The organism is Bacillus sp. FSL W8-0519 (genome assembly GCF_038005585.1).
In the GTDB taxonomy this organism is placed as follows: Bacteria; Bacillota; Bacilli; order Bacillales; family Bacillaceae_G; genus Bacillus_A; species Bacillus_A paranthracis.
The window spans coordinates 418041-439910 of record NZ_JBBOTL010000001.1; the positions used below are offsets into that span (position 1 = coordinate 418041).

Below are 21870 nucleotides of genomic sequence, written 5' to 3' on the forward strand. Positions count from 1 at the left end.
TACTAGCTAGTTTACTTTGTTTTTTCCTCTTCACCAAGAATATTACGCCCAAACCATTTTTTACTGATCTTTTCATACGTACCGTCTTTAATGATTTCATCTAAAGCTTTATTTACTTTCTCAACCATTTCTTTATCATCTTTACGAATAGCAATTCCCATTTCATCAAGGTTTAATGGTTTTCCAGCTTCTTTTATATTTGACTTACCTTCTTTGATCATGCGCAAGCCAACCATTTGATCTGTGATTACTGCGTCAATACGCCCAGGCTCTAAGTCCATAAGTGCAGTAATATCGCTATCGTATTCTGTAATTTGATCTGTATGTTTTGCAACAAGGTCTTTAAAGGTACTAGCTTTTACAACACCAATTTTCTTACCTTTCAAATCTTCTGGAGAAGAGATAGAGGTATTCTTTTTAGCCACAAAAATTTGGGCACCAGAACGATAATAAGGATTTGAGAAATTAACAGCTTTTAAACGTTCTTCTGTAATGGCCATACTGCCCAGTATTACATCATACTTTTTTGCTTTGAGGCCTTGGATTAGCGTTTCCCATGGATTTGTAATAGGAGTAGGCTTCATATTCATTTTTTTTGCAAGTGCCTCACCTATTTCTACATCAAATCCGGCAAGTTTTCCGTCATTTTCTTTATAATTAAAAGGCTTATATAAGCCACTCATTGCATACCGAAATTCTTTTTCACCATTTGAAGAAGTAGTAGAGCTTTCCTTACTACAGGCTCCTAGTATGAAGGATGTACATAACGTAATACTCGCAACAATGGTTAATAATTTTCTTTTCATAAAACCCCTCCTATATATTGATCATACGGGTGGTTTTAAGTATGGTATTGAGATATTTTATTTAGATGATTGGTTGTGCACCGTATGAATGTATTTCTTTTCGTTTGAAACAGAAGTTACATTATAAAACGTTGCGTAAAAATTGTTTTGCTCGTTCATGTGATGGAGCCGAAAAGAATTGTGCTGGCGGAGCGTCCTCTACAATCTTTCCATCATCCATAAATATGACGCGATCAGCTACATCTCTTGCGAAATTCATTTCATGAGTAACAATAACCATAGTCATTCCTTCTTCAGCAAGTTCTTTCATAACTTGCAATACTTCTCCAACAAGTTCAGGGTCTAAGGCTGAGGTAGGTTCATCAAATAGCATAATTTTAGGGTTCATAGCAAGAGCTCGTGCAATGGCAATACGCTGTTTTTGACCACCTGACAGGAGGTGAGGAGTTACATCTGCTTTATCTTGTAGGCCGACTTTTTGCAAAAGCTGATTTCCAATCTCCTTTGCATTTGCTGTTTCTAATTTTTTTACATGAATTGGTGCTTCTATGATGTTTTCTAGTGAGGTCATATGGGGAAAGAGGTTAAAGTGCTGAAACACCATACCGACATTTTCACGGACTTTGTTTAAATTTGAATGTTTTGGATCAATTCGTTCACCTTGCAAGTGAATTTCACCTTCATCGTACATTTCTAAAAAGTTAAGACAGCGAAGTAATGTACTTTTACCGGAACCACTGGCGCCAATTAAAACAACAACTTCTTTTTCTTTTACTTCTAAATCAATTCCTTTTAAAACATCAAGTGAGCCGAATGATTTTACTAGATTTCGAACTTGAATCATACAAAACCCCCAGTCAAAAATATATTTTACAAATGTTGCCCCTTATTTCTGTTATTAGTCATAAATTGTCAGAATCCTTTATTTTTTTTAGGTGACAGTTCTTATATAAGTAAATCTGAATGTATAATTCATATAGAAAGACCACCTAAATTGGTGGTCTTTCTATATACTTATAAGTTTTTGATTTTAAATTGAGTTGCGAACGTTTCTAATTCTTCAACAAGTTTTTGCATTTGAAGAGACATATTTGTAATATCCTGTATTGATACCGACTGAGCTTGTGAAGATTGGGATGTATAATTAGTCTCCGAAACTATATTTTGTGAAATTGAAGAGATATTAATAAGTGCGCTATTTATTTCTTCTGAGCTTGCTGACATTTCTTCTGCACTTGCTGTAATATCTTGTATTTGATCTGTAACTTCATTAATATGATTTACGATATTTTGGAATTCTAATTTTGCATTTTGAACGGCATGAATGCCTTCTTGAATTTCTTGTTGTCCTTTTCCCATAACGTTGACTACGTCTTTTGTATCATCTTGTACGAGTAAGTTCAGTTTGGTTATATCTGTAGCTGCTTGTTTTGACTGTTCAGCAAGTTTACGAACCTCTTCAGACACAACAGCAAATCCCTTTCCATGTTCACCGGCGCGGGCAGATTCAATTGCGGCATTTAAAGATAATAGATTTGTTTGTTCAGAAATGTAAGTAATAGTTTGTAATGCTTTATCGATATCTTGCGTACGAACAACCAATTGATCTACTACTTTATATATTTCATCCATGACAGTATGGATAGTTGTCATTTGAGAAATGGATTTTTCAATGATTTCAGTTCCTACATTCGCCTTATCAGAAGTAGAAATAGCTAAGTTTGAAATCGTTGTAGAAGATTCAGCTATGCTTTGCACTCCATTTGCTATTTCATCCATTGCTGTAGAACTATCTTTAATATTTGCAGACTGATCATTAATATGGTGAGACAACTGTTTCATTGCATTTGCGATGTTATCCATAGTGGAAGAGGAAACGGTTGCTGTTTCAACAATATGATTTGTAGAGCTTTTGACTTTTGCACTTGTTTGAATCACATTGTTAATAATTTGTCGTAAGTTTGATATCATTTGATCAAAACTATTAAACATATGACCAAATTCATGATGATATTGTTTTGGTACGGCAATGGTTAAATCCCCTTTTCCAGCTGTATTCATTATGCTCCGTAATGAATTGATTGGATTTATAATTGATTTAGCAGTAAATAAGGAGATAAGAATGCAAAGAACTAAACAGGCAATGAATAAAATAATAGTTATGCTTATCACTTGTTTATAAGAGTGTTCGCTGTCGTTATACAGACCTTCAGCTAACTTTTCATTATAATCACTAAGATTTTTTAAAGCGCCTACTGTAGCTGATAAATTAGGTTCAACTGTAGTTAGGTAGAATGAATATGCTTGATTCAGTTTATTCTCTTTAATGAAATCTAGCATTTGAGCACGATGTTTTTTATAGTTTTCTAGTTTTTCTTTATATTGGCTAAGGAGTTTTTTTTCTTCGCCTGTTATATATGTATTTTCGTATTGAGCCTGTAATTTTTCGGTTTCTTTATTTGTATCATTTAATTTATTTAAAATTGTAGTACGTCGATTTTCATCTTCAGTAATAATGAGTTCCTTTACATAACTAAATTCTTGGTACAGGCTGCTCTCAATAGATCCAAGCCATTTAATAGGTTGTAGCCGATCGACATATACTGTTTGAAGTTGGTTGTGCATGTGTTGTAAATTCATATAATTTACAACGCTAATAATTAATATGGAAATAATGGGTACTGCTACTAATAATATTAATCTGTTTATAACGTTTAACCGATATAGAATTTTTAACATAGAATCACCTAACCTTAAATTATTTAGTTGAATATATAATGGGCATCCAAATAAAATTATACATTATTTACATATTATATACAGAAAAAGTAATGTAATTAATATGTAAATAAAAAAATGGAAATCTGTATATCTTTCTATAAAGAAAATATGGATAATAATATATAGGTAGTACTTATATTACTTATAAAAAGGGGGAAAGAAGAGATGGAAAAAGAAAGGAAGGTATTTTCCTTTGGCTTACGTACACAACTTATGCTATTCACTACAGTTTTAGCTTTAATTACATATTCAACAAGTATATTTTTTATTTATGTGATATATGATTATTTTCAAAGTTATGTAAGTCAAACTACATATAATATTATCGTTATGCTATTAGGAGTAGTATGGTCTGGAATTTTAGCATATGGAGCAGCCGTATTTTTAATTAAACCGCTTCGAAAGTTAGAGGAGGCGGCGAGAAAAGCGGCTGAAGGAGACATTCGTGAAGATGTTCCGTTACCGAAGACTGATGATGAAATTAAATCTTTAAGTGTTGCATTTAATATGATGCTTGGGAACTTAAGGGGCATGGTAAAAAATATTGATACAACATTTTCGTATACAAACAATCAAGTACAGCAAATTAGAAAACAAACAGGCGAAGCAACGAAACAAGCACAAGGTGTTTCTGAAACTCTTGCAGAGATTTCTTCTGGCGCTGAGCAATCAGCGGCATCAATTCAAGCGATTGTTTCCGCTGTTGATACAACAACTTCTATTGCAAGTGAAGTAGAAGAGAAAGCGAAACAGTCTGATGAGTTGTCTTCAGAAATGGTTCAAGCTTTAGGGCATAGTACTCGTGTCTTTACGTCTTTAATTCAAGGTATTCAAACATTGGCGAAAGAAAATGAAGATTCAATGCAAAATGTACAGAAGTTAGAGGAAAGAATGAAACAAGTAGAACACATTGTATCTGTGGTGAGTGAGATTGCTAGCCAAACGAATTTATTAGCACTTAATGCTTCTATTGAGGCTGCTCGTGCTGGAGAGCATGGACGGGGCTTTGCCGTTGTAGCTGAAGAAGTACGTAAACTTGCAGATGAAAGTGACCATTCTGCAAGAAATATATCGCAGTTATTAAGGAATATGCAAGAGGAAGTGCAACAAGTTGCAACGAAAATGACAGAACAAGTGAAAATAGCTAAGGAAGAGGCGAAACGTGGGGAAGCTACCGAATTAATTTTAAAAGAAATGTCATCAAGTGTTATGGAAGTAGCGGATGCAACGAAGCAAATTAGTAGCTATATGAATGAACAAGTGAGTCACATTCATCAAACAGGGGCACAGACGAAGGCCGTAGCAGCAATTGCTGAAGAAACGTCAGCTGGTTCACAAGAAGTAGCACGTGTAACGTTGCAACAATCTAAAAATATGATAGCGATCGATCAATTATTAAAGGATTTAGAGAAACAAGCAACAGAATTGAAACAGACAATTGAAAGATTTTCAATGTGAAAAGGAAGAACAGCATTTTTGTTCTTCCTTTTTTATATATGAACAAGGTTTGTAATAAGCGTGGACAAGGAGATGAGAAGAATGAGATTTGCCTTTGTGAGAAATAAATAAAGCATAAGAATCAAGAAACTACATAGAGTTCAATGAAAACAGTTGCAAACTATTCATATTTTGTTATGATAGTGTTACGAAAACGTTTGCATAAAATTCCGATGGGATGCAAAAGGAGAGAATGACTATGAATAAGACATGGTGGAAAGAAGCGGTTGCTTATCAAATTTATCCACGTAGCTTTATGGATTCAAATGGCGATGGTATTGGAGATTTACAAGGTATTATTGCGAAACTGGATTATTTAAAAGATTTAGGAATAGATGTAATTTGGATTTGTCCAATGTATAAGTCACCTAATGATGATAATGGTTATGACATTAGTGATTATCAAGATATTATGGATGAGTTTGGTACGATGGAAGACTTTGATGCTTTACTAGATGAGGTTCATAAACGTGATATGAAGCTTATTATTGATTTAGTTATTAATCATACAAGTGATGAACATCCATGGTTTATTGAGTCTCGTTCATCTAAAGACAATCCGAAGCGTGATTGGTATATTTGGCATGATGGTAAAGATGGTGCGGAACCAAACAACTGGGAAAGTATTTTTAATGGTTCGGCATGGGAATATGATGAAGTAACAGGACAATATTATTTACACTTATTCTCGCGTAAACAACCAGATTTAAACTGGGAGAATAAAGAAGTTCGAGAAGTGTTATACGACACAGTTAATTGGTGGCTTGATAAAGGAATTGATGGTTTCCGTGTGGATGCGATCAGCCATATTAAAAAAGAAGATGGCTTTAAAGATATGCCAAATCCAAAAGAACTAAAGTATGTACCATCCTTTGATAAACATATGAATGTGGATGGTATTCAACCGTTATTAGAAGAGTTAAAAGAAAATACATTTTCTAAGTACGATATTATGACTGTTGGTGAAGCGAATGGCGTTAAGATTGAAGATGCTGAGCTTTGGGTTGGAGAAGAGCAAGGTAAGTTTAATATGGTATTCCAATTCGAACATTTAAGCTTATGGGATGCTGAAAAGAAGAAAGACCTTGATGTTGTAGGACTGAAAAAGGTATTAACAAAATGGCAAAAAGGGTTAGAAAATAAAGGGTGGAATGCCTTATATATTGAGAATCACGATAAACCACGTATCGTTTCAACTTGGGGGGATGATAAACAATATTGGCGTGAAAGTGCAACGGCTCTAGGCGCAATGTACTTCTTTATGCATGGCACACCGTTTATTTATCAAGGGCAAGAAATTGGGATGACAAATGTCCAATTACCAAATGTTGAAGATTACGATGATGTTGCAACTAAAAATTTATATCGTGAGAAAATTGCAGAGGGCGTATCACATCAAGATATGATGGAAATTATATGGGCTTCTTGCCGTGATAATTCACGTACACCTATGCAGTGGAACGATGAGATGAATGCTGGCTTCACAACAGGTGCACCTTGGTTTAGTATGAATCAAAACTACAAAGAAATTAATGTTGAAAAGCAAAAGAATGAAGAGAACTCTATTTTCAATTTCTATAAGAAAATGATTGCCTTGAAAAAAGAGCACGATGTACTCAATTATGGTACGTACGATTTACTTTTAGAAGATGATCCGCAAATTTATGCATATACTCGTACATTAAATGATGAAAAGATTATTGTAATTAGTAATATCTCAAAAGAGGAAGCTGTATATAATGAGGGTTCATTTGCACTAGAACGCAAACGTTTGCTTTTAAATAACTATGAAGTTGCGGAACATGAACAAGTAACTACAATCACGTTAAAGCCTTATGAAACAAGGGTTTATCGCATTTCATAATAAAAAAGGATGCTCTTAGAGCATCTTTTTTTATGAAAAATAATAAATTTCTATTGCAAAGTGAAAACGCTTTTATTAAAATAGATTTATGAAAACGGTTGCGTAAAGATAAAAATGAAGTAACATAAGGAATCGTTTTCATAAAGGAAACAGAAATTATAATTTAAATCATTATGTTGTTATAAATAAAGGGGAGGAAGAACAGATGAAAATTACGTCTTTTGATTTTTGGCAAAAGTTCGGGAAAGCGTTATTAGTTGTTGTAGCTGTAATGCCAGCAGCTGGTTTAATGATTTCTATCGGTAAGTTAATTGGAATGTCTGCTGGGGATATTAACGCAGTTCATACAATCGCTCGCGTAATGGAAGACATCGGTTGGGCAATTATTACTAATCTACACATCTTATTCGCAGTAGCAATTGGGGGATCTTGGGCGAAAGATCGTGCAGGTGGTGCATTTGCAGCGCTATTAGCATTCGTCTTAACCAACAGAATTACAGGAGCTATATTTGGCGTAAACGCTGAAATGTTAGCGGATTCAAAAGCGAAAGTTTCTTCAGTATTAGCGGGAGATTTAATTGTAAAAGATTACTTTACTTCTGTACTTGGTGCACCAGCATTAAACATGGGAGTTTTCGTAGGGATTATCACAGGTTTCTTAGGAGCTACTTTATATAACAAATATTATAACTATAACAAACTGCCACAAGCATTAGCATTCTTTAACGGAAAACGATTCGTACCATTCGTTGTAATTGTTTGGTCTACAGTAACTGCAATTGTATTATCACTTTTATGGCCATTCATCCAAAGTGGATTAAATGAATTTGGTCGCTGGATTGCAGCTTCAAAAGATAGTGCACCAATTGTTGCACCATTTGTATATGGAACGTTAGAACGTTTACTATTACCATTCGGTTTACACCATATGTTAACAATTCCGATGAACTATACTGAGCTAGGTGGAACATATACGATGTTAACTGGCTCGAAAATTGGACAAGTTGTAGCAGGACAAGATCCTTTATGGCTTGCATGGATTACAGATTTAAATAACTTATTAGCAAATGGAGATACAAAAGCATATAACGATCTATTAAATAACGTTGTACCAGCTCGTTTCAAAGCTGGACAAGTTATCGGTTCAACAGCAGCATTAATGGGTATTGCTTTCGCGATGTTCCGTAATGTTGATAAAGAAAAACGTTCAAAATATAAACCAATGTTCTTATCAGCAGCATTAGCAGTATTTTTAACAGGTGTAACAGAACCAATTGAATTCATGTTCATGTTTATTGCTCCAGTATTATATGTTGTATATGCAATTACAACAGGACTTGCATTCGCATTAGCAGATTTAATTAACTTACGTGTTCACGCATTCGGATTTATTGAGTTAATTACTCGTACACCGATGATGGTTAATGCAGGACTAACTAGAGATTTAATCAATTTCGTTATCGTTTCATTAGTATTCTTCGGTCTGAACTTTACATTATTCAATTTCTTAATTAAAAAGTTCAACTTACCAACACCAGGACGTGCAGGTAACTATATCGATAACGAAGATGAGGCATCAGAAGGAACAGGAAATGTACAAGATGGTTCATTAGCAACAAAAGTTATTGATCTATTAGGTGGAAAAGAAAATATTGCTGACGTAGATGCTTGTATGACACGTTTACGTGTAACAGTAAAAGATTTAGATGTTGTTGCACCAGAAGCGCAGTGGAAACAAAATGGTGCTTTAGGACTAATCGTAAAAGATAAAGGTGTACAAGCGGTATATGGCCCGAAAGCTGACGTATTAAAGTCAGACATTCAAGATATGTTAGGTGCGTAATAATATGAAATTGCTAACTTTAAACTGTCACTCTTGGCAAGAAGAAAATCAAATAGAAAAGATAAAATATCTTGCTAAAGTCATTCAAGAAGAAGAGTACGATGTTATCGCATTGCAAGAAGTAAGTCAGTCGATAGGAGCTAAAAATGTATGCGGTAACAAGAAAGAAGATAATTTTGGACTTTTACTATTAGAAGAGTTAAAAGCGTTACATGTAAAAGATTACAATATTACTTGGGATTTCTCTCATATTGGTTATGATGTGTATGAAGAAGGATTAGCGATTATAACGAAGCATAATGTTGTAAAAGAAGATACGTTCTTTATTTCAGAAAATAAGGATACAACGTATTGGAAAACACGCAAAATTGTAAGTGCAACAATTGCTTATAATGGTAAGAACATCACGTTTTACTCTTGCCACCTCGGTTGGTGGAATGATGAAGAAGAATCATTTAAAGATCAAGTGAATCGTTTGATGGAGCATGTAGATAGCAATGGAATTTCCTTCTTAATGGGTGATTTTAATAATAATGCCCGTTTGCAAGGTGAGGGCTATGAATATATGATGCAAAAAGGTTTGCATGACACATATGAACTAGCAATAGAGAAGGATGAAGGAACAACTGTCCAAGGGGAAATTGCTGGTTGGGATGAAAATAAACATAATCTACGAATCGATCTAATATTGTGTAACCGAAGTGAAAAAGTTCGTTCTTCAAAAGTTATTTTTAATGGTACAAACCGAAATGTAATTTCAGATCATTTCGGTGTAGAAGTACAAGTAGATATATAATAGAAGAAATCCTCACAGTTGATAAAAAGCTGTGAGGATTTTTTTGAAGAATACAAGTATTTCCAAGAGAAAATACTTGTATTTTTTATGACATTTCCTATATATTTGTTATTATTGAATGTAAAACCGATTTGGTCATTTTGTATTCATACTTTGACTTACTTCGTTATATAATGTAGTAAGTTAAAGTTAATGGGAAAAAATAGTTCGTTTTTGGTTAATCCACGATGTAGAAAGTGATATAATTGCAAAATGTATGTATCATTTTCTAAAGAAGGAAAAATATATAATTAGGTGATAACTTCTATGAAACAAATTTGGCGTATTTATAAGACAGATTTACGGAATGTAGCAAAACATTGGGCTGCAATTGTTATTGTTGTAGGGTTAATGATTTTACCATCGTTATATGCATGGTTTAACATTAAAGCTTCTTGGGATCCATATGGAAATACAAAAGAAGTTCCCATTGCAGTTTCTAACGAAGATGCAGGCTCTAATTTAAGAGGAAAAGATATCAATATCGGGAACGAGATTGTAGATTCTCTGAAGAAAAACAAAAATCTTGGCTGGAAATTTGTAGATGAAAAACAAGCAATTTACGGAGTGGAACGCGGGGATTACTATGCAAGCATTACAATTCCAAAAGACTTCTCTGAAAAGATTGCAACTGTTCTGGATGAAAATCCACAGAAACCAGAACTTGATTACTATGTAAATGAAAAGGTAAATGCGATTGCACCGAAGATTACAGCAAAAGGTGCATCAGGTATTACAGAAGAAATTAGTAAAAACTTTGTTAAAACAGCGAACGGTGAGATTTTTAAAATCTTCAATGACCTTGGAATCGATTTAGAAACAAACTTACCAAGTATTGAGAAAGTAAAAGATCTTGTATTTAAGTTAGAAGCGCAGTTCCCAGAAATGAATACATTGATGGATAAGGCGTTAGATGATGCGACTCGAGCAGAGGATGTTGTGAAAGTAGCGCAGAAAGAGTTGCCGGTTGTAGAGAGTGTTATTAATGATGGTCAGGATACACTTAAGAGCTTAGATGCATTCTTTGCGAGAAACGATGAAACATTGAATCGTGCTCCAGGAACTATTAAGAATAATTTAATTGTAACGAAGCAGGGATTGGATGCTGCAGCGAAAATTACAGATTACTTAAAAAATCCTTCATTTGATTTTAATCTGACACTTCCAGATCCAGCTAAATTACCAGTGTTACCTAATATAACTATTCCGCAAATACCACAAATACCAGAAATACCAGAAATTCCAGCATTACCGCAAGTGAATGGTGAGGGGTATAAAAATATTGCTAAAAATATTAATCAAACTGTAAATAATGTTTTTAGTTCGATACGTGTCGGAACAACTTACGCACAAGGTGTTATAAACGGGTTGCAAAATGGTAATTTTGATCCAGAGAAAGCGAAACAAGATCTTAATAATGTTTCTGAGACGCTACAAGGTAGAGCAGATAGTGTTTCATATGTAATTGATATCTTTACTAAATTTAAAGAGTCGGCATCAACTGATTTTGGAAAAGAATTCTTCCAAAAGAGAATAGAGAAATTAACAAACCTTAAAACAGCAATTGTAAATGCAAATGGTGGCGTTAAAGATATTGCCAATATTATTGGTACAGGGCAAGAAGTGAAACAAGATGTAAGAGATGCTACTAATAAAAAGCTAGATGCAATAAATAACTTGGTAAATCAAGCAGAAGCAGATTATAATGCTACGTTTGTAGCAGATTTCGAAAAAGCAGTAAGCACAGCTGAGCAATTGAAAAACCAAGCTGAGCAATTGAAAGACAAAGCTGAAAATGTAAAAGAAGATGCTCAGCAACTTAGAGGTAATTTAAATCAAGATATAAAAAAAGCGAATGAGTTAGTAAATCAAACCAATGAGGCATTAGACAATGGTAGAGAAAAGTACGATAAGGCTGTAAGTGATTACAGCAGAGTAAAAACAGAACTTGGAAAAGCAAGAGAAGACTTAAGCAACGCAGGTGTTAATGGATTAGACTCTACAAAAGTAGCCTTAAATGATTTAAATGGACAGTTCAAAGCAGCATGGAATTTAGTTAATGATATGATTCCAGTTCTGGAAAATACAAATAAAGTTTTAGCAGATGTAAATAGTGATAAGAACACGAATAACACGATTTCTAAATTGAATAAAGTAAAAGATGGTCTTCAAAAAGGAATCGATTTAACTGATAAAGGAATTGACGCTATTAATAAAGGTCAAAAGCCAGCAGCAGATGTTATTGAAAGTATTAACGCAGTATCTAAAAGTACTTCGGCCCAAATAAGTGACATCTTAGCTAAATACGATTCAGAAATCGTTCCAAACTTTAATGAAGCAATTGCTCGTACAAAAGAGATGTCTAAAAACACATCTCAAATTTTAAAAGAAGCAGACAAAAAGCTTCCAGATGTTAAAAAAATACTAGAAGATTCATCAAAAGGCTTAGTAGATGGTAAAAAGAAATTAGCAGACATTAAAGCTGAAATGCCAGCTACTGAGAAAAAGATTAAAGAATTGGCAGATAAAATTCGTGATTTTGAATCTGAAGAGGATTTAAAAGACATCATACGCTTATTGAAAAACGATGTTGAGAAGCAAAGTGACTACTTTGCGAATCCAGTAAATTTAAAAGAGAATAAATTATTTGCAATGCCGAACTACGGTTCAGCGATGTCACCATTCTATACAGTGCTTGCATTATGGGTAGGCGCATTATTAATGGTTTCATTATTAACAGTAGAAGTACATGAAGAGGGCGCGAATTATAAGAGCCATGAAATTTACTTCGGACGTTTATTAACATTCTTAACGATAGGTCTTTCACAAGCGTTTATCGTATCAATGGGAGATATATTCTTACTCGGTACGTACGTAGTCGATAAATTCTGGTTTGTATTATTTAGTTTATTTATTGGTGGAGTCTTCGTTTGTATCGTATACTCACTCGTTTCTATTTTTGGAAACGTTGGGAAATCGATGGCGATCATTTTACTTGTACTGCAAGTAGCAGGGTCGGGCGGAACATTCCCAATTCAAATGACACCGAAATTCTTCCAAGCAATTTATCCGTTCTTACCGTTCACATATGCAATTAGTGCAATTCGTGAAACAGTAGGCGGAATGCTGTGGGATATTGTAACGCGAGATTTACTTGTATTAAGTGCTTTCGTAGTAGTTATGATTGTAGCTGCGTTATTATTGAAAACACCAATTAACAAATCGAGCGAAAAATTCGTTGAGAACGCAAAAGGAAGTAAAATCATTCACTAACATAAAAGGTTCCTACCGATAGAGGTAGGAACCTTTTTGTTTAATCAAATTTTAATTTCTTTAATGCTTCTGCAAATGGGTTATTTAATGGTTCTTCTTCTTTTTTCTGTTGTTTCATATATTTTTGAACGTCACGCTTATCAGCTTTGTTTCCAGATTCTTTTTTACGTCTTTCTTGGAATGTGGATAATTTTTCGCGATAGCCACATTTACATGCAAAGATTTGCCCTGCACCTTCACCACGTAATTCTAACTTCTTCTTACACTGAGGGCAACGAGCGTTTGTTGTACGAGAGACATTTTTACGATGACCACATTCACGGTCTTGGCAAACGAGCATCTTTCCTTTTTTGCCGTTTACCTCTAGCATTGGTTTACCGCAATCTGGACAAGACTTCGTTGAAATGTTGTCATGTTTATATTTTTTATCACTCGATTTAATTTCAGAAACAATTTCTTTCGTATAGTTCTTCATTTCGGAAATGAATACTTCTTTTTTCAGTTTACCCTTTGCGATCGCCTCTAGCTTTTGTTCCCACTCACCAGTTAGTGTAGGTGATTTTAACTCTTCTGGTACTAAATCAAGTAACTGACGGCCTTTTGAAGTAATGTGAATATCTTTACCACGTTTTTCAATTAAGAACGAATTGAATAGCTTGTCAATAATATCAGCACGCGTTGCTACAGTACCTAATCCACCAGTTGATTTTAGCGTATCAGCAAGTTGTTTATTTTGCGTATCCATATATTTTGTAGGATTTTCCATTGCTGAAAGTAAAGTCGCTTCATTAAAACGTGCAGGTGCTTTCGTTTGACCTGATGTTTGCATAATTAACTTTACAGTTAATGTATCGCCTTTTTCGATGCGAGGTAAAAGTTGCTCTTTTACGTCATCGGTTACATCATCATCTTCAAAGCGATTTTCATATACTTCCTTCCAACCTGCATGTAAAATTGTTTTTCCGCGTGCAATGAACGTTTCATTACCGACTTTTGTGCGTAACGTTAGTTGTTCGTATTCGAATGCTGGGAATAAAACAGCTAAGAAACGTTTTACAACTAAATCATAAATTTTACGTTCTTTATCTGTGAAGGCGGAGAAGTTAACGTATCCTTCTGTCGGAATAATTGCGTGATGATCACTTACTTTACTATCATCAACAAATGATTTATTAGCCTTGATAGGCTTTTGTAATACTTTATGTGCTAAAGGACGATATTCCCCAACGCCGCACGCCTTTAGACGTTCTGGAAGTGTTCCAACGATATCAGATGAAATGTAACGCGAATCTGTACGAGGGTATGTTAGCACTTTATGCTGCTCATACAATTTCTGCATAATATTCAATGTTTCTTTCGCAGAGTAACCGAACTTTTTATTGGCATCACGTTGCAATTCAGTTAAATCGTAAAGACCAGGAGAGAATGACTTCTTTTGTTTTTTATCAATTTCTAAAACAGTAGCATTATGCTTATCTAAACCTTTTACAATACCATCAATTTTTTCTTTATTGAAGCTGCGGCTATTGCCGTTTGCATCTTGCCAAGTTAGTTTTAACTGATTTGTCGTTTGAGCCTCGATGCCGTAGTAAGTTTGAGCTTTGAAGTTCTTTATTTCATCTTCACGATTAGCGATCATAGCAACAGTAGGTGTTTGCACACGGCCACAGTTAAGCTGGGCATTAAAGCGAGTCGTTAAAGCTCGAGTCGCGTTAAGACCGATATACCAGTCAGCTTCTGAACGTGCAACTGCTGAAGCATATAAATTGTCATATGCCTTACCTGGTTTTAAATTTGCAAAACCATCTTTAATTGCTTTATCAGTAACAGATGAAATCCATAAACGTTTGATTGGTTTGTTAATTCGAACCTTATCAATAATCCAACGAGCGACTAATTCTCCTTCGCGTCCAGCGTCTGTTGCTACAATGATTTCATTTACATCTTTTCTAAGAAGCTGACTTTTTACAGCATTAAATTGTTTCCCTGTTTGTTTAATAACAGTTAATTTCAAACGCTCAGGTAGCATCGGTAAATCTTCTAAATTCCACTTTTTATATTTCACATCGTAGCTTTCTGGATCTGCTAATGTAACGAGATGACCTAAAGCCCAAGTCACAATATATTTACTACCTTCAAGGTAGCCGTTTCCCTTTTTATCGCACTTCAGTACACGTGCAATATCTCGTGCAACGGAAGGCTTTTCAGCGATTACAACGCTTTTTGACATATTTAAAACATCCTTTCAAATTTCCATACGTTAACTATAGCATACATCTTCTTGAGATTCAGTTTCGCTCCAGATTTGAACGTTTTTTAATGGGATAACATCTGTTTGAAAGTGAATGATCGTGACAGAACATAATATGCACCATGATGAGACTGTGAGAAATAGATAGTTATTATGCGTATTGTTTTATTAGTTGCTTCTATATTAAATAGAAAAGTAAAGAACTTGTTATTTTACTAGAATAAGAGTAGACTTTGAAGTAGAAGAATACTAAACACATGGGAGTTTGTGGATACAAACTGAGAGTATGACTAGTCCGTCATTGACCATTTGAACCTGTTGGATAATGCCAGCGTAGGGAGAGTGTAAAAGCACATGTTCAGGCACTTTGCGTACGCGCAAAGTGCCTTTTTGTGTATCTCCCATAACTATAGTTAGGAGATGAGAAGGATGAATAGGAAAGAAATTAGTAAAGTAGTGGATTTGGTGAGAGAATCTAATCCGCTCGTTCATAATATTACAAATGTTGTTGTAACAAATTTTACAGCTAACGGTTTGTTAGCGTTAGGGGCATCGCCTGTAATGGCGTATGCAAAAGAAGAAGTGGCAGAAATGGCTAGCATTGCTGGAGCGTTAGTATTAAATATGGGAACACTTCGTCCGGAAGAAGTAGAAGCGATGTTACTTGCCGGTAAATCAGCAAATGTGAACAATGTACCAGTACTGTTTGATCCAGTTGGTGCAGGAGCAACATCGTATCGAACAGAAGTTGCGAGACATATTCCGGCTGAAATTGAATTAGCGATTATTCGCGGAAATGCAGCTGAAATAGCGAACGTTATTAATGAGAGATGGGAAATTAAAGGGGTAGACGCTGGTGCTGGAAATGGTAATGTCGTAAGTATTGCAAAACAGGCAGCGGATGAATTGAATACAGTTGCGGTGATTACTGGAAAAGAAGATGTTGTTACAGATGGAGAGCGAACTGTTCTCATTCGAAACGGTCATCCTATTTTAACGAAAGTTACGGGAACAGGTTGTTTACTAACTTCTGTAATAGGAGCATTTGTAGCGGTAGAAAAGGATTATGTAAAGGCAGCGGTAGCGGCATTAACGTTTTATGGGGTAGCTGCGGAACTGGCAGCTGCCAAGACGGTGGAAAAAGGACCTGGTAGTTTTCAAATTGAATTTTTGAATCAGTTAGCGAATACGACTTCAGGTGATATAGAGAAGTATGGGAAAATTGAGGTTATATAGTAAGGAGGGAAAATAAATGTCACGTATTTCAAAGTCAGAAATGTCTAGGTTGTTATCAGTATATTTTATTATGGGAAGTAATAATTGTACGAAGGATCCACTGCAAGTATTGAGAGATGCACTTGAAGGTGGTATAACAATTTTTCAATTTCGTGAAAAGGGGGAAGGCGCTTTAACGGAAGAGAAACGCATTTGTTTTGCAAAAGAACTACAAGCAATTTGTAAGGAGTACGGTGTACCGTTCATTGTAAATGATGATGTGGAACTAGCTCTCGAGTTAGATGCAGATGGCGTGCATGTTGGGCAAGATGATGAAGGAATTACCTCTGTTCGTGAAAAAATGGGTGATAAGATTGTTGGTGTATCTACACATACAATTGAAGAAGCACGCTGGGCAATTGAAAATGGGGCTGACTATTTAGGTGTAGGACCTATTTTTCCAACGAGTACGAAAAAAGATACGAAAGCAGTGCAAGGAACGAAAGGTTTAGCTCATTTTAGAGAACAAGGAATTACAATACCGATTGTCGGAATTGGAGGCATTTCAATTGAAAATACCGCTTCGGTTATAGAAGCAGGTGCGGACGGTGTTTCAGTTATTTCAGCGATTAGTTTAGCTGAATCTGCGTATGAAAGTACGAAGAGGCTAGTAGAGGAAGTGAGTAACAGTTTGTAGAAGAAGGCTATGTAGTATTAAAACGCTACATAGCTTTTTATGTTTTGATATCGATAGTTAGAAAAAGGGGGAGGGTTGTTTGAAAAGGAAACAGTTTATAGAGTTGCAAAATGAGTTGTTTCGTTTATTCGAAAAAAGAGAATTCGAAGCGATTTATAGATGCATAGATAAAGCAAAAAGGGAGTTTCCTGAAAGAATAGAAAAAACTAGTTTCTGGGAAGTGTGTGCACTTTCGGCAGAAGGTAAGTATGAGGAAGCGATTGTTAGTTTAAACGAAGCTTTAGAAAAGGGGATTTGGTGGAATCCACATACACTTATGGGGGATGAAGATTTAAAGGGATTACGAGAGAATGCAGCTTTTAAAATGATAGTGAAAAAGTGTGAAGAAATCTTTAAGAAACAGCAGCTAACAGCCGAACCGAAATTATTTACTTATGGAAATAAAGAGGCGAAGATAGGGTTATTTTCTTTGCATTGGAGAGGATCAAATATAAATGATTTTGCACCATATTGGTGTGAAGAAGAAATACTAAATGAGTATATATTAGGTTTTCCCCGGTCCTCACAAATACATGGAATGAAGTCGTATAGCTGGGATAATCATGAAATAGCTATAAAAGACGTTATGAAAACTTTTAATGATTTTGTAAATAAATATAACTTGGAGGACATCATCATCGCGGGAGCTTCTCAAGGGGGAAATATAGCGATAGAGTTAGCGTTAAAGAATATGTCAGCGACTCAAAAATTTATTGCAGTTATACCTGCTATTCGAGATGTTAAGGAAATTGAAAGTATAGTTGTATCAAATGATATAACGAATGTAGAAGGATATATTGTTACGGGAGACAAAGATCCATTTTATGAAAACACACTTCAATTAATGTCTATGTTTGAGGAATATAATGTGGACTGTAAATTAATTGTGAGAGAAGGTTTGGGGCATCTTTTCCCAGCGGATTTTACACAAATATTAAAGAACATAATGGAAGAATGGACAGCTAAAAATATTTAAACAAACGTTTGATTAAAAAAGCACAAACCCTGTAAATTTGTAGGTTTGTGCTTTTTCTTTAAAACATAATTGATATTAAGAGCATTCCAATTCCTATAGAAGTGAATGTTGCGATTAGGCCTGGAATCATAAAGCTATGATTTAAAACATATTTACCAATGCCAGTTGTACCAGTACGATCAAAGTTAATGGCAGCAACGATTGTTCCGTAGTTTGGAATGAAGAAATATCCATTTACTGCAGGGAACATCGCGATCAGTAGTGCTGGTGGAATACCGAGTGATAATCCAAGAGGCATTAAAGCACGTACTGTTGCGGCTTGGCTATATAGTAAAATAGATAGAATGAATAATGCGATGGCAAATAGCCATGGCGCACTTGTTACTAGATGCTGAATTGATCCTTGAATCATATTTAAGTTTCCGTTAAAGAAAGTATCTCCCATCCAAGCGATACCGAAAATAGCAACAACTGCTGTTGCCCCCGCTTTAAAGACGTTACCAGACACGATGCTTTCTACATTTGGTTTACAGAAAATAATAATAAGAGCTGCAATCGTTAACATAACCATTTCAATTGTGTTTGGCATGGAAAGACGGGCTAACTTCCCATCAACTATCCATCCTGGACGAAGTACTTCAAATGAACCGAGAAGTACGACAAGAAAAGTTCCTACTAGGAAAAGGATAACTGATAATTTAGCGCCTTTTACACCAACAAATTCTTTTTTCTCTTCAATCTTAGGAATCATTCCTTCTTTTAATCGTTTTAAGTATTCAGGGTCTTCATTTAATTCTTTCCCCATTTTGCTAGCAACAAATGCAGCTACCATACAAGCGATAAAAGTAGAAGGGATACTTACTTTTAAAATATCTAATAAAGTGATTTTATAGTCAGCTAACATTGCTAAAAGTGCAACTGTTGCAGCTGATATAGGACTAGCTGTAATTGCTTGTTGGGAAGCAATTACGGCAATTGACATTGGTCGTTCCGGTCTAATTCCAGATTCGCGAGAGACTTCTGCGATAACAGGAAGTACAGAATAAGCAACGTGACCAGTTCCTGCACAAAGTGTAAATAGATAAGTAACAATTGGAGCAAAGAATGTAATGCGTTTTGGATTTTTTCGTAATGCTTTCTCGGCCAGATGAACAAGGTAGTCCATTCCTCCAGCGGCTTGGAGTGCACCAGCAGCTGTAATTACTGCTAAAATCATAAGCATGACATCAATAGGAGGAGCTGTAGGTTGTAAGTGGAAGACGAAAACAAGTATTGCCATACCAACGCCACCCATTACTCCTAGACCAACTCCGCCTAGACGTGCGCCAATAAAAATGCAGAGTAGTAACGTAAGAAATTGTAGCCAAAACATGATAAACTACCTCCGAAATTCATTAGTTAAGATATATTCGAATAATTTAATTTAAAAGAAAATTAAAATAAATATTCAAAACAATCCTTGTATTATATACATTTTTTATTATATAACACAAGAAATGTAACATTCACGTACTTTGTTAAATTATTTTGAAAAAATAATACAGCCAAATTTTACATTTGTATCTCTAAATAGGTGGACATTTTAATTTTTATGTTGTAATCTTTGATAGAGAATAATGTAATTCTCATAGAACTCCCATATCGTTCAACTCGTTCAGCGAGAAAGGCAAACTGATGGAAACATTAGGACGCAAAACTACAGGAGCTAAGGCCGAAAGGCTACGCTAGCCAGTTACCGGACGGATAGGGTTGGTCTTGACCAATGCTTTTTCATTGGTCTTTTTTTATTTGCAAACAAATGAGAAACCTTATCAGTTGTTGATAAGGTTTCTATTTTAATAGTTTTCCTTTATATTAAGTTAATTAAGAAAGGTGATGTGAATGAAAAAATATTGGCACAAGCTATCATTTCTTCAAAAGAATGTATTGTTAACTGTGTTAGTTATTTTGACGCTTGTTGGTACTATGGGTGCGTTAAGTTTTAACATGTTTCAAAATAGCATGATGTCTATATTTGAAAGGCATTCTTTTGAAACAGGAGATACGGTATTACATAAATTAGACGAAGAAATAGTGAGAGATGTTACAAAAGACCCAGTGGCACAAAGAGAAAAGAGAGAGAAGTTAACAGAGAAATTAGATGAAGCAACGGAAGAATTGAATAGTGTTGGACAAACGTATATTGTTGGAGCAAAAAAAAATGAAAAAGGTGAGTTACTAATCGTCGACTTGTCTACAGACTTAGCAAATGTTGTTGAAGTAAGGCCGGGAGAATATTATAAACAACCAGATCTTTGGATGAAAGCATACGATAAGGTAATGAGCACGAAAAAAGCAAACATGACAGTAGTATATGAAGATCTATTAGGATCATGGGTAACGATATTAGAGCCAATTAAAGATGGAGACGGAAATATTGTGGCAATTGTTGCAGCCGATGTAGATGCTTCTATTGTTCCTATTACAAAGGAAAAATTCATTATACAAGGTTTAATGTTTATTTGTATTTCTGTTTTAATTGCAACTGTTATTCAATTCTTAATCGTACGTAACGCACTTGCTCCATTGCGGGATTTACGTGAAGGATTACGCAGAGTTGGTGAAGGTGATTTAAGTATTAAATTAGAGGAAAGACCAGATGATATTGGTATTATTAATGCGTATTTTAACAATACCATCGAGAAGTTTAAAGGAATTATAGATAAAGTGAAGCAGACAGCAGAACAGGTTTCCTCATCTTCACAAGAATTGTCAGTGAGTACGAAAGAAAATAGCATGGCGGTCCAAGGAATCGTAAGTTCTATAGTTGAGTTAAGGGCTGGCGTTCAATTGCAAGAAACGTCAGTACCAAAGTATTTAGATATTGTATATGAAATGGAAGATAGGATGGAAGAGATAACTAATATTGCAAAACAAATGACGAAAGAGTCTGAAGGTACGAAGCATCATTCAGAAAAAGGAAATGGTATTATTGAACAGACGATGAATCAAATGAACATAATACAAAATGCAGTACAAGATTTATCTTCTATCATTTATTCTTTGGAAGTAAGATCAAAAGAAATTAGTGATATTGTAACTGTAATTACAAGTATTTCAAATCAAGCGAATTCGCTGGCTTTACATGCTACTATTGAAGCTTCACGTGCTGAGGAAACAGGAGAGGGATTTGCCGTTGTTGCTGATGAAGTGCGTAAATTAGCAGAGCAGACGGAAGCATCAGCAAAAGATATAGCAAAATTAATAGGGGAAACACAAGCAGGAACGGAAGAAGCTGTTGTTTCAATGCAAAAAACCTCAAAAGAAGTAGAGTCTGGAATGAAACTTGTTGAAAGTAGTGGTGCTTTCTTTGAAAAAATTTCGAAATCAGCACAAACTGTTACCAATCAAGTTGGAGTTGTTTCTAGCAATTCAAATAATATATTGCAAAATAGCCAAAATATTGTTCGTGTTGTAAATGAACTATCACTTATTGCAAATAAGTATGCGAATAGTAGTAGTAATGTTGAAGAAATCATGAAAGAACAGGAAATGTCTGTACAGGATATTGCTGAATTAGCCAGTTCTTTAAGCTGGCTCTCACAGGAGTTACAAGAGTTAATTGGGGAATTCAAAAGTTAAATGAAATGATTATACATGCTTTTGTTTGTTCAATAAAATAAATCATGCTACAATGAAAACGAATTAAGGACCGGGGAGCCAATTGGCTGAGAGGATGTGAGCAAACATCGACCCTCAACCTGATCTGGATAATGCCAGCGTAGGGAGTTACTTAAAGTGATGTAGCATATGT

Annotated in this window: 14 protein-coding genes and 3 riboswitches; of the genes, 9 read left to right on the top strand and 5 right to left on the bottom strand. The window is 35.0% G+C overall.

What is annotated here, in order from left to right; all coding sequences use genetic code 11:
* Window positions 1-11: 11 nt before the first annotated feature.
* From NST14_RS02215 to NST14_RS02225, 3 genes are all read right to left on the bottom strand, one after another.
* Complete coding sequence (locus NST14_RS02215) at window positions 12-806, bottom strand: ABC transporter substrate-binding protein (RefSeq protein ID WP_000823748.1); 795 nt, start codon at window positions 804-806, stop codon at window positions 12-14.
* Between the two features lie 121 nt (window positions 807-927).
* Window positions 928-1650 carry an amino acid ABC transporter ATP-binding protein gene (locus tag NST14_RS02220; protein WP_000616931.1) on the bottom strand — a complete coding sequence of 241 codons (723 nt, stop codon included), beginning with the start codon at window positions 1648-1650 and terminating at the stop codon, window positions 928-930.
* A gap of 170 nt (window positions 1651-1820) precedes the next feature.
* The gene (locus tag NST14_RS02225; RefSeq protein ID WP_000912973.1) at window positions 1821-3545 is read right to left on the bottom strand and encodes a methyl-accepting chemotaxis protein; all 1725 of its coding nucleotides are present in this window, start codon (window positions 3543-3545) and stop codon (window positions 1821-1823) included.
* Window positions 3546-3752: 207 nt separating this feature from the next.
* Here NST14_RS02225 and NST14_RS02230 point away from each other — a divergent pair, with 207 nt between their 5' ends.
* The 5 genes from NST14_RS02230 to NST14_RS02250 all read left to right on the top strand — a co-directional run bounded on the left by NST14_RS02230 (window position 3753) and on the right by NST14_RS02250 (window position 12899).
* Window positions 3753-5045, top strand: a complete 1293-nt coding sequence (locus NST14_RS02230; protein WP_000410248.1) for a methyl-accepting chemotaxis protein — start codon at window positions 3753-3755, stop codon at window positions 5043-5045.
* A gap of 238 nt (window positions 5046-5283) precedes the next feature.
* A complete protein-coding gene (locus NST14_RS02235; protein ID WP_001044728.1) occupies window positions 5284-6948 on the top strand; it encodes a glycoside hydrolase family 13 protein in 1665 nt (554 codons plus the stop codon).
* 205 nt (window positions 6949-7153) lie between these two features.
* Window positions 7154-8791, top strand: coding sequence for a PTS transporter subunit IIBC (locus tag NST14_RS02240; protein ID WP_000705536.1), 1638 nt, complete (start codon window positions 7154-7156; stop codon window positions 8789-8791).
* A gap of 4 nt (window positions 8792-8795) precedes the next feature.
* Window positions 8796-9587 carry an endonuclease/exonuclease/phosphatase family protein gene (locus tag NST14_RS02245; protein WP_061131268.1) on the top strand — a complete coding sequence of 264 codons (792 nt, stop codon included), beginning with the start codon at window positions 8796-8798 and terminating at the stop codon, window positions 9585-9587.
* A 306-nt stretch (window positions 9588-9893) separates the two neighbouring features.
* Window positions 9894-12899, top strand: coding sequence for a YhgE/Pip domain-containing protein (locus NST14_RS02250; RefSeq protein WP_000810114.1), 3006 nt, complete (start codon window positions 9894-9896; stop codon window positions 12897-12899).
* 40 nt (window positions 12900-12939) lie between these two features.
* On the opposite strand, the gene topB is transcribed toward NST14_RS02250, so the two are convergent.
* Entirely contained in the window at window positions 12940-15129 is a 2190-nt protein-coding gene (gene topB, locus NST14_RS02255) for a DNA topoisomerase III (RefSeq protein WP_000047311.1), read from the bottom strand.
* A gap of 268 nt (window positions 15130-15397) precedes the next feature.
* A riboswitch (TPP riboswitch) is annotated at window positions 15398-15507 on the top strand.
* Window positions 15508-15579: 72 nt separating this feature from the next.
* On the opposite strand from topB, the gene thiM reads away from it, so the two are divergent.
* The 3 genes from thiM to NST14_RS02270 all read left to right on the top strand — a co-directional run bounded on the left by thiM (window position 15580) and on the right by NST14_RS02270 (window position 18077).
* A complete protein-coding gene (gene thiM, locus NST14_RS02260) occupies window positions 15580-16386 on the top strand; it encodes a hydroxyethylthiazole kinase (RefSeq protein WP_001080177.1) in 807 nt (268 codons plus the stop codon).
* Between the two features lie 16 nt (window positions 16387-16402).
* A complete protein-coding gene (gene thiE / locus NST14_RS02265) occupies window positions 16403-17062 on the top strand; it encodes a thiamine phosphate synthase (RefSeq protein WP_061185491.1) in 660 nt (219 codons plus the stop codon).
* Window positions 17063-17141: 79 nt separating this feature from the next.
* On the top strand, window positions 17142-18077 hold the full coding sequence (locus NST14_RS02270; protein ID WP_073541583.1) for an alpha/beta hydrolase: 936 nt from the start codon (window positions 17142-17144) through the stop codon (window positions 18075-18077).
* 58 nt (window positions 18078-18135) lie between these two features.
* On the opposite strand, the gene NST14_RS02275 is transcribed toward NST14_RS02270, so the two are convergent.
* Window positions 18136-19449, bottom strand: a complete 1314-nt coding sequence (locus tag NST14_RS02275) for an anaerobic C4-dicarboxylate transporter family protein (protein WP_061131257.1) — start codon at window positions 19447-19449, stop codon at window positions 18136-18138.
* Window positions 19450-19732: 283 nt separating this feature from the next.
* Window positions 19733-19817: riboswitch (cyclic di-GMP riboswitch) on the top strand.
* Between the two features lie 141 nt (window positions 19818-19958).
* On the opposite strand from NST14_RS02275, the gene NST14_RS02280 reads away from it, so the two are divergent.
* Window positions 19959-21698: a methyl-accepting chemotaxis protein gene (locus NST14_RS02280; protein ID WP_000761105.1), complete on the top strand. Its 1740-nt coding sequence runs from the start codon at window positions 19959-19961 to the stop codon at window positions 21696-21698.
* 61 nt (window positions 21699-21759) lie between these two features.
* A riboswitch (TPP riboswitch) is annotated at window positions 21760-21861 on the top strand.
* Window positions 21862-21870: the final 9 nt, after the last annotated feature.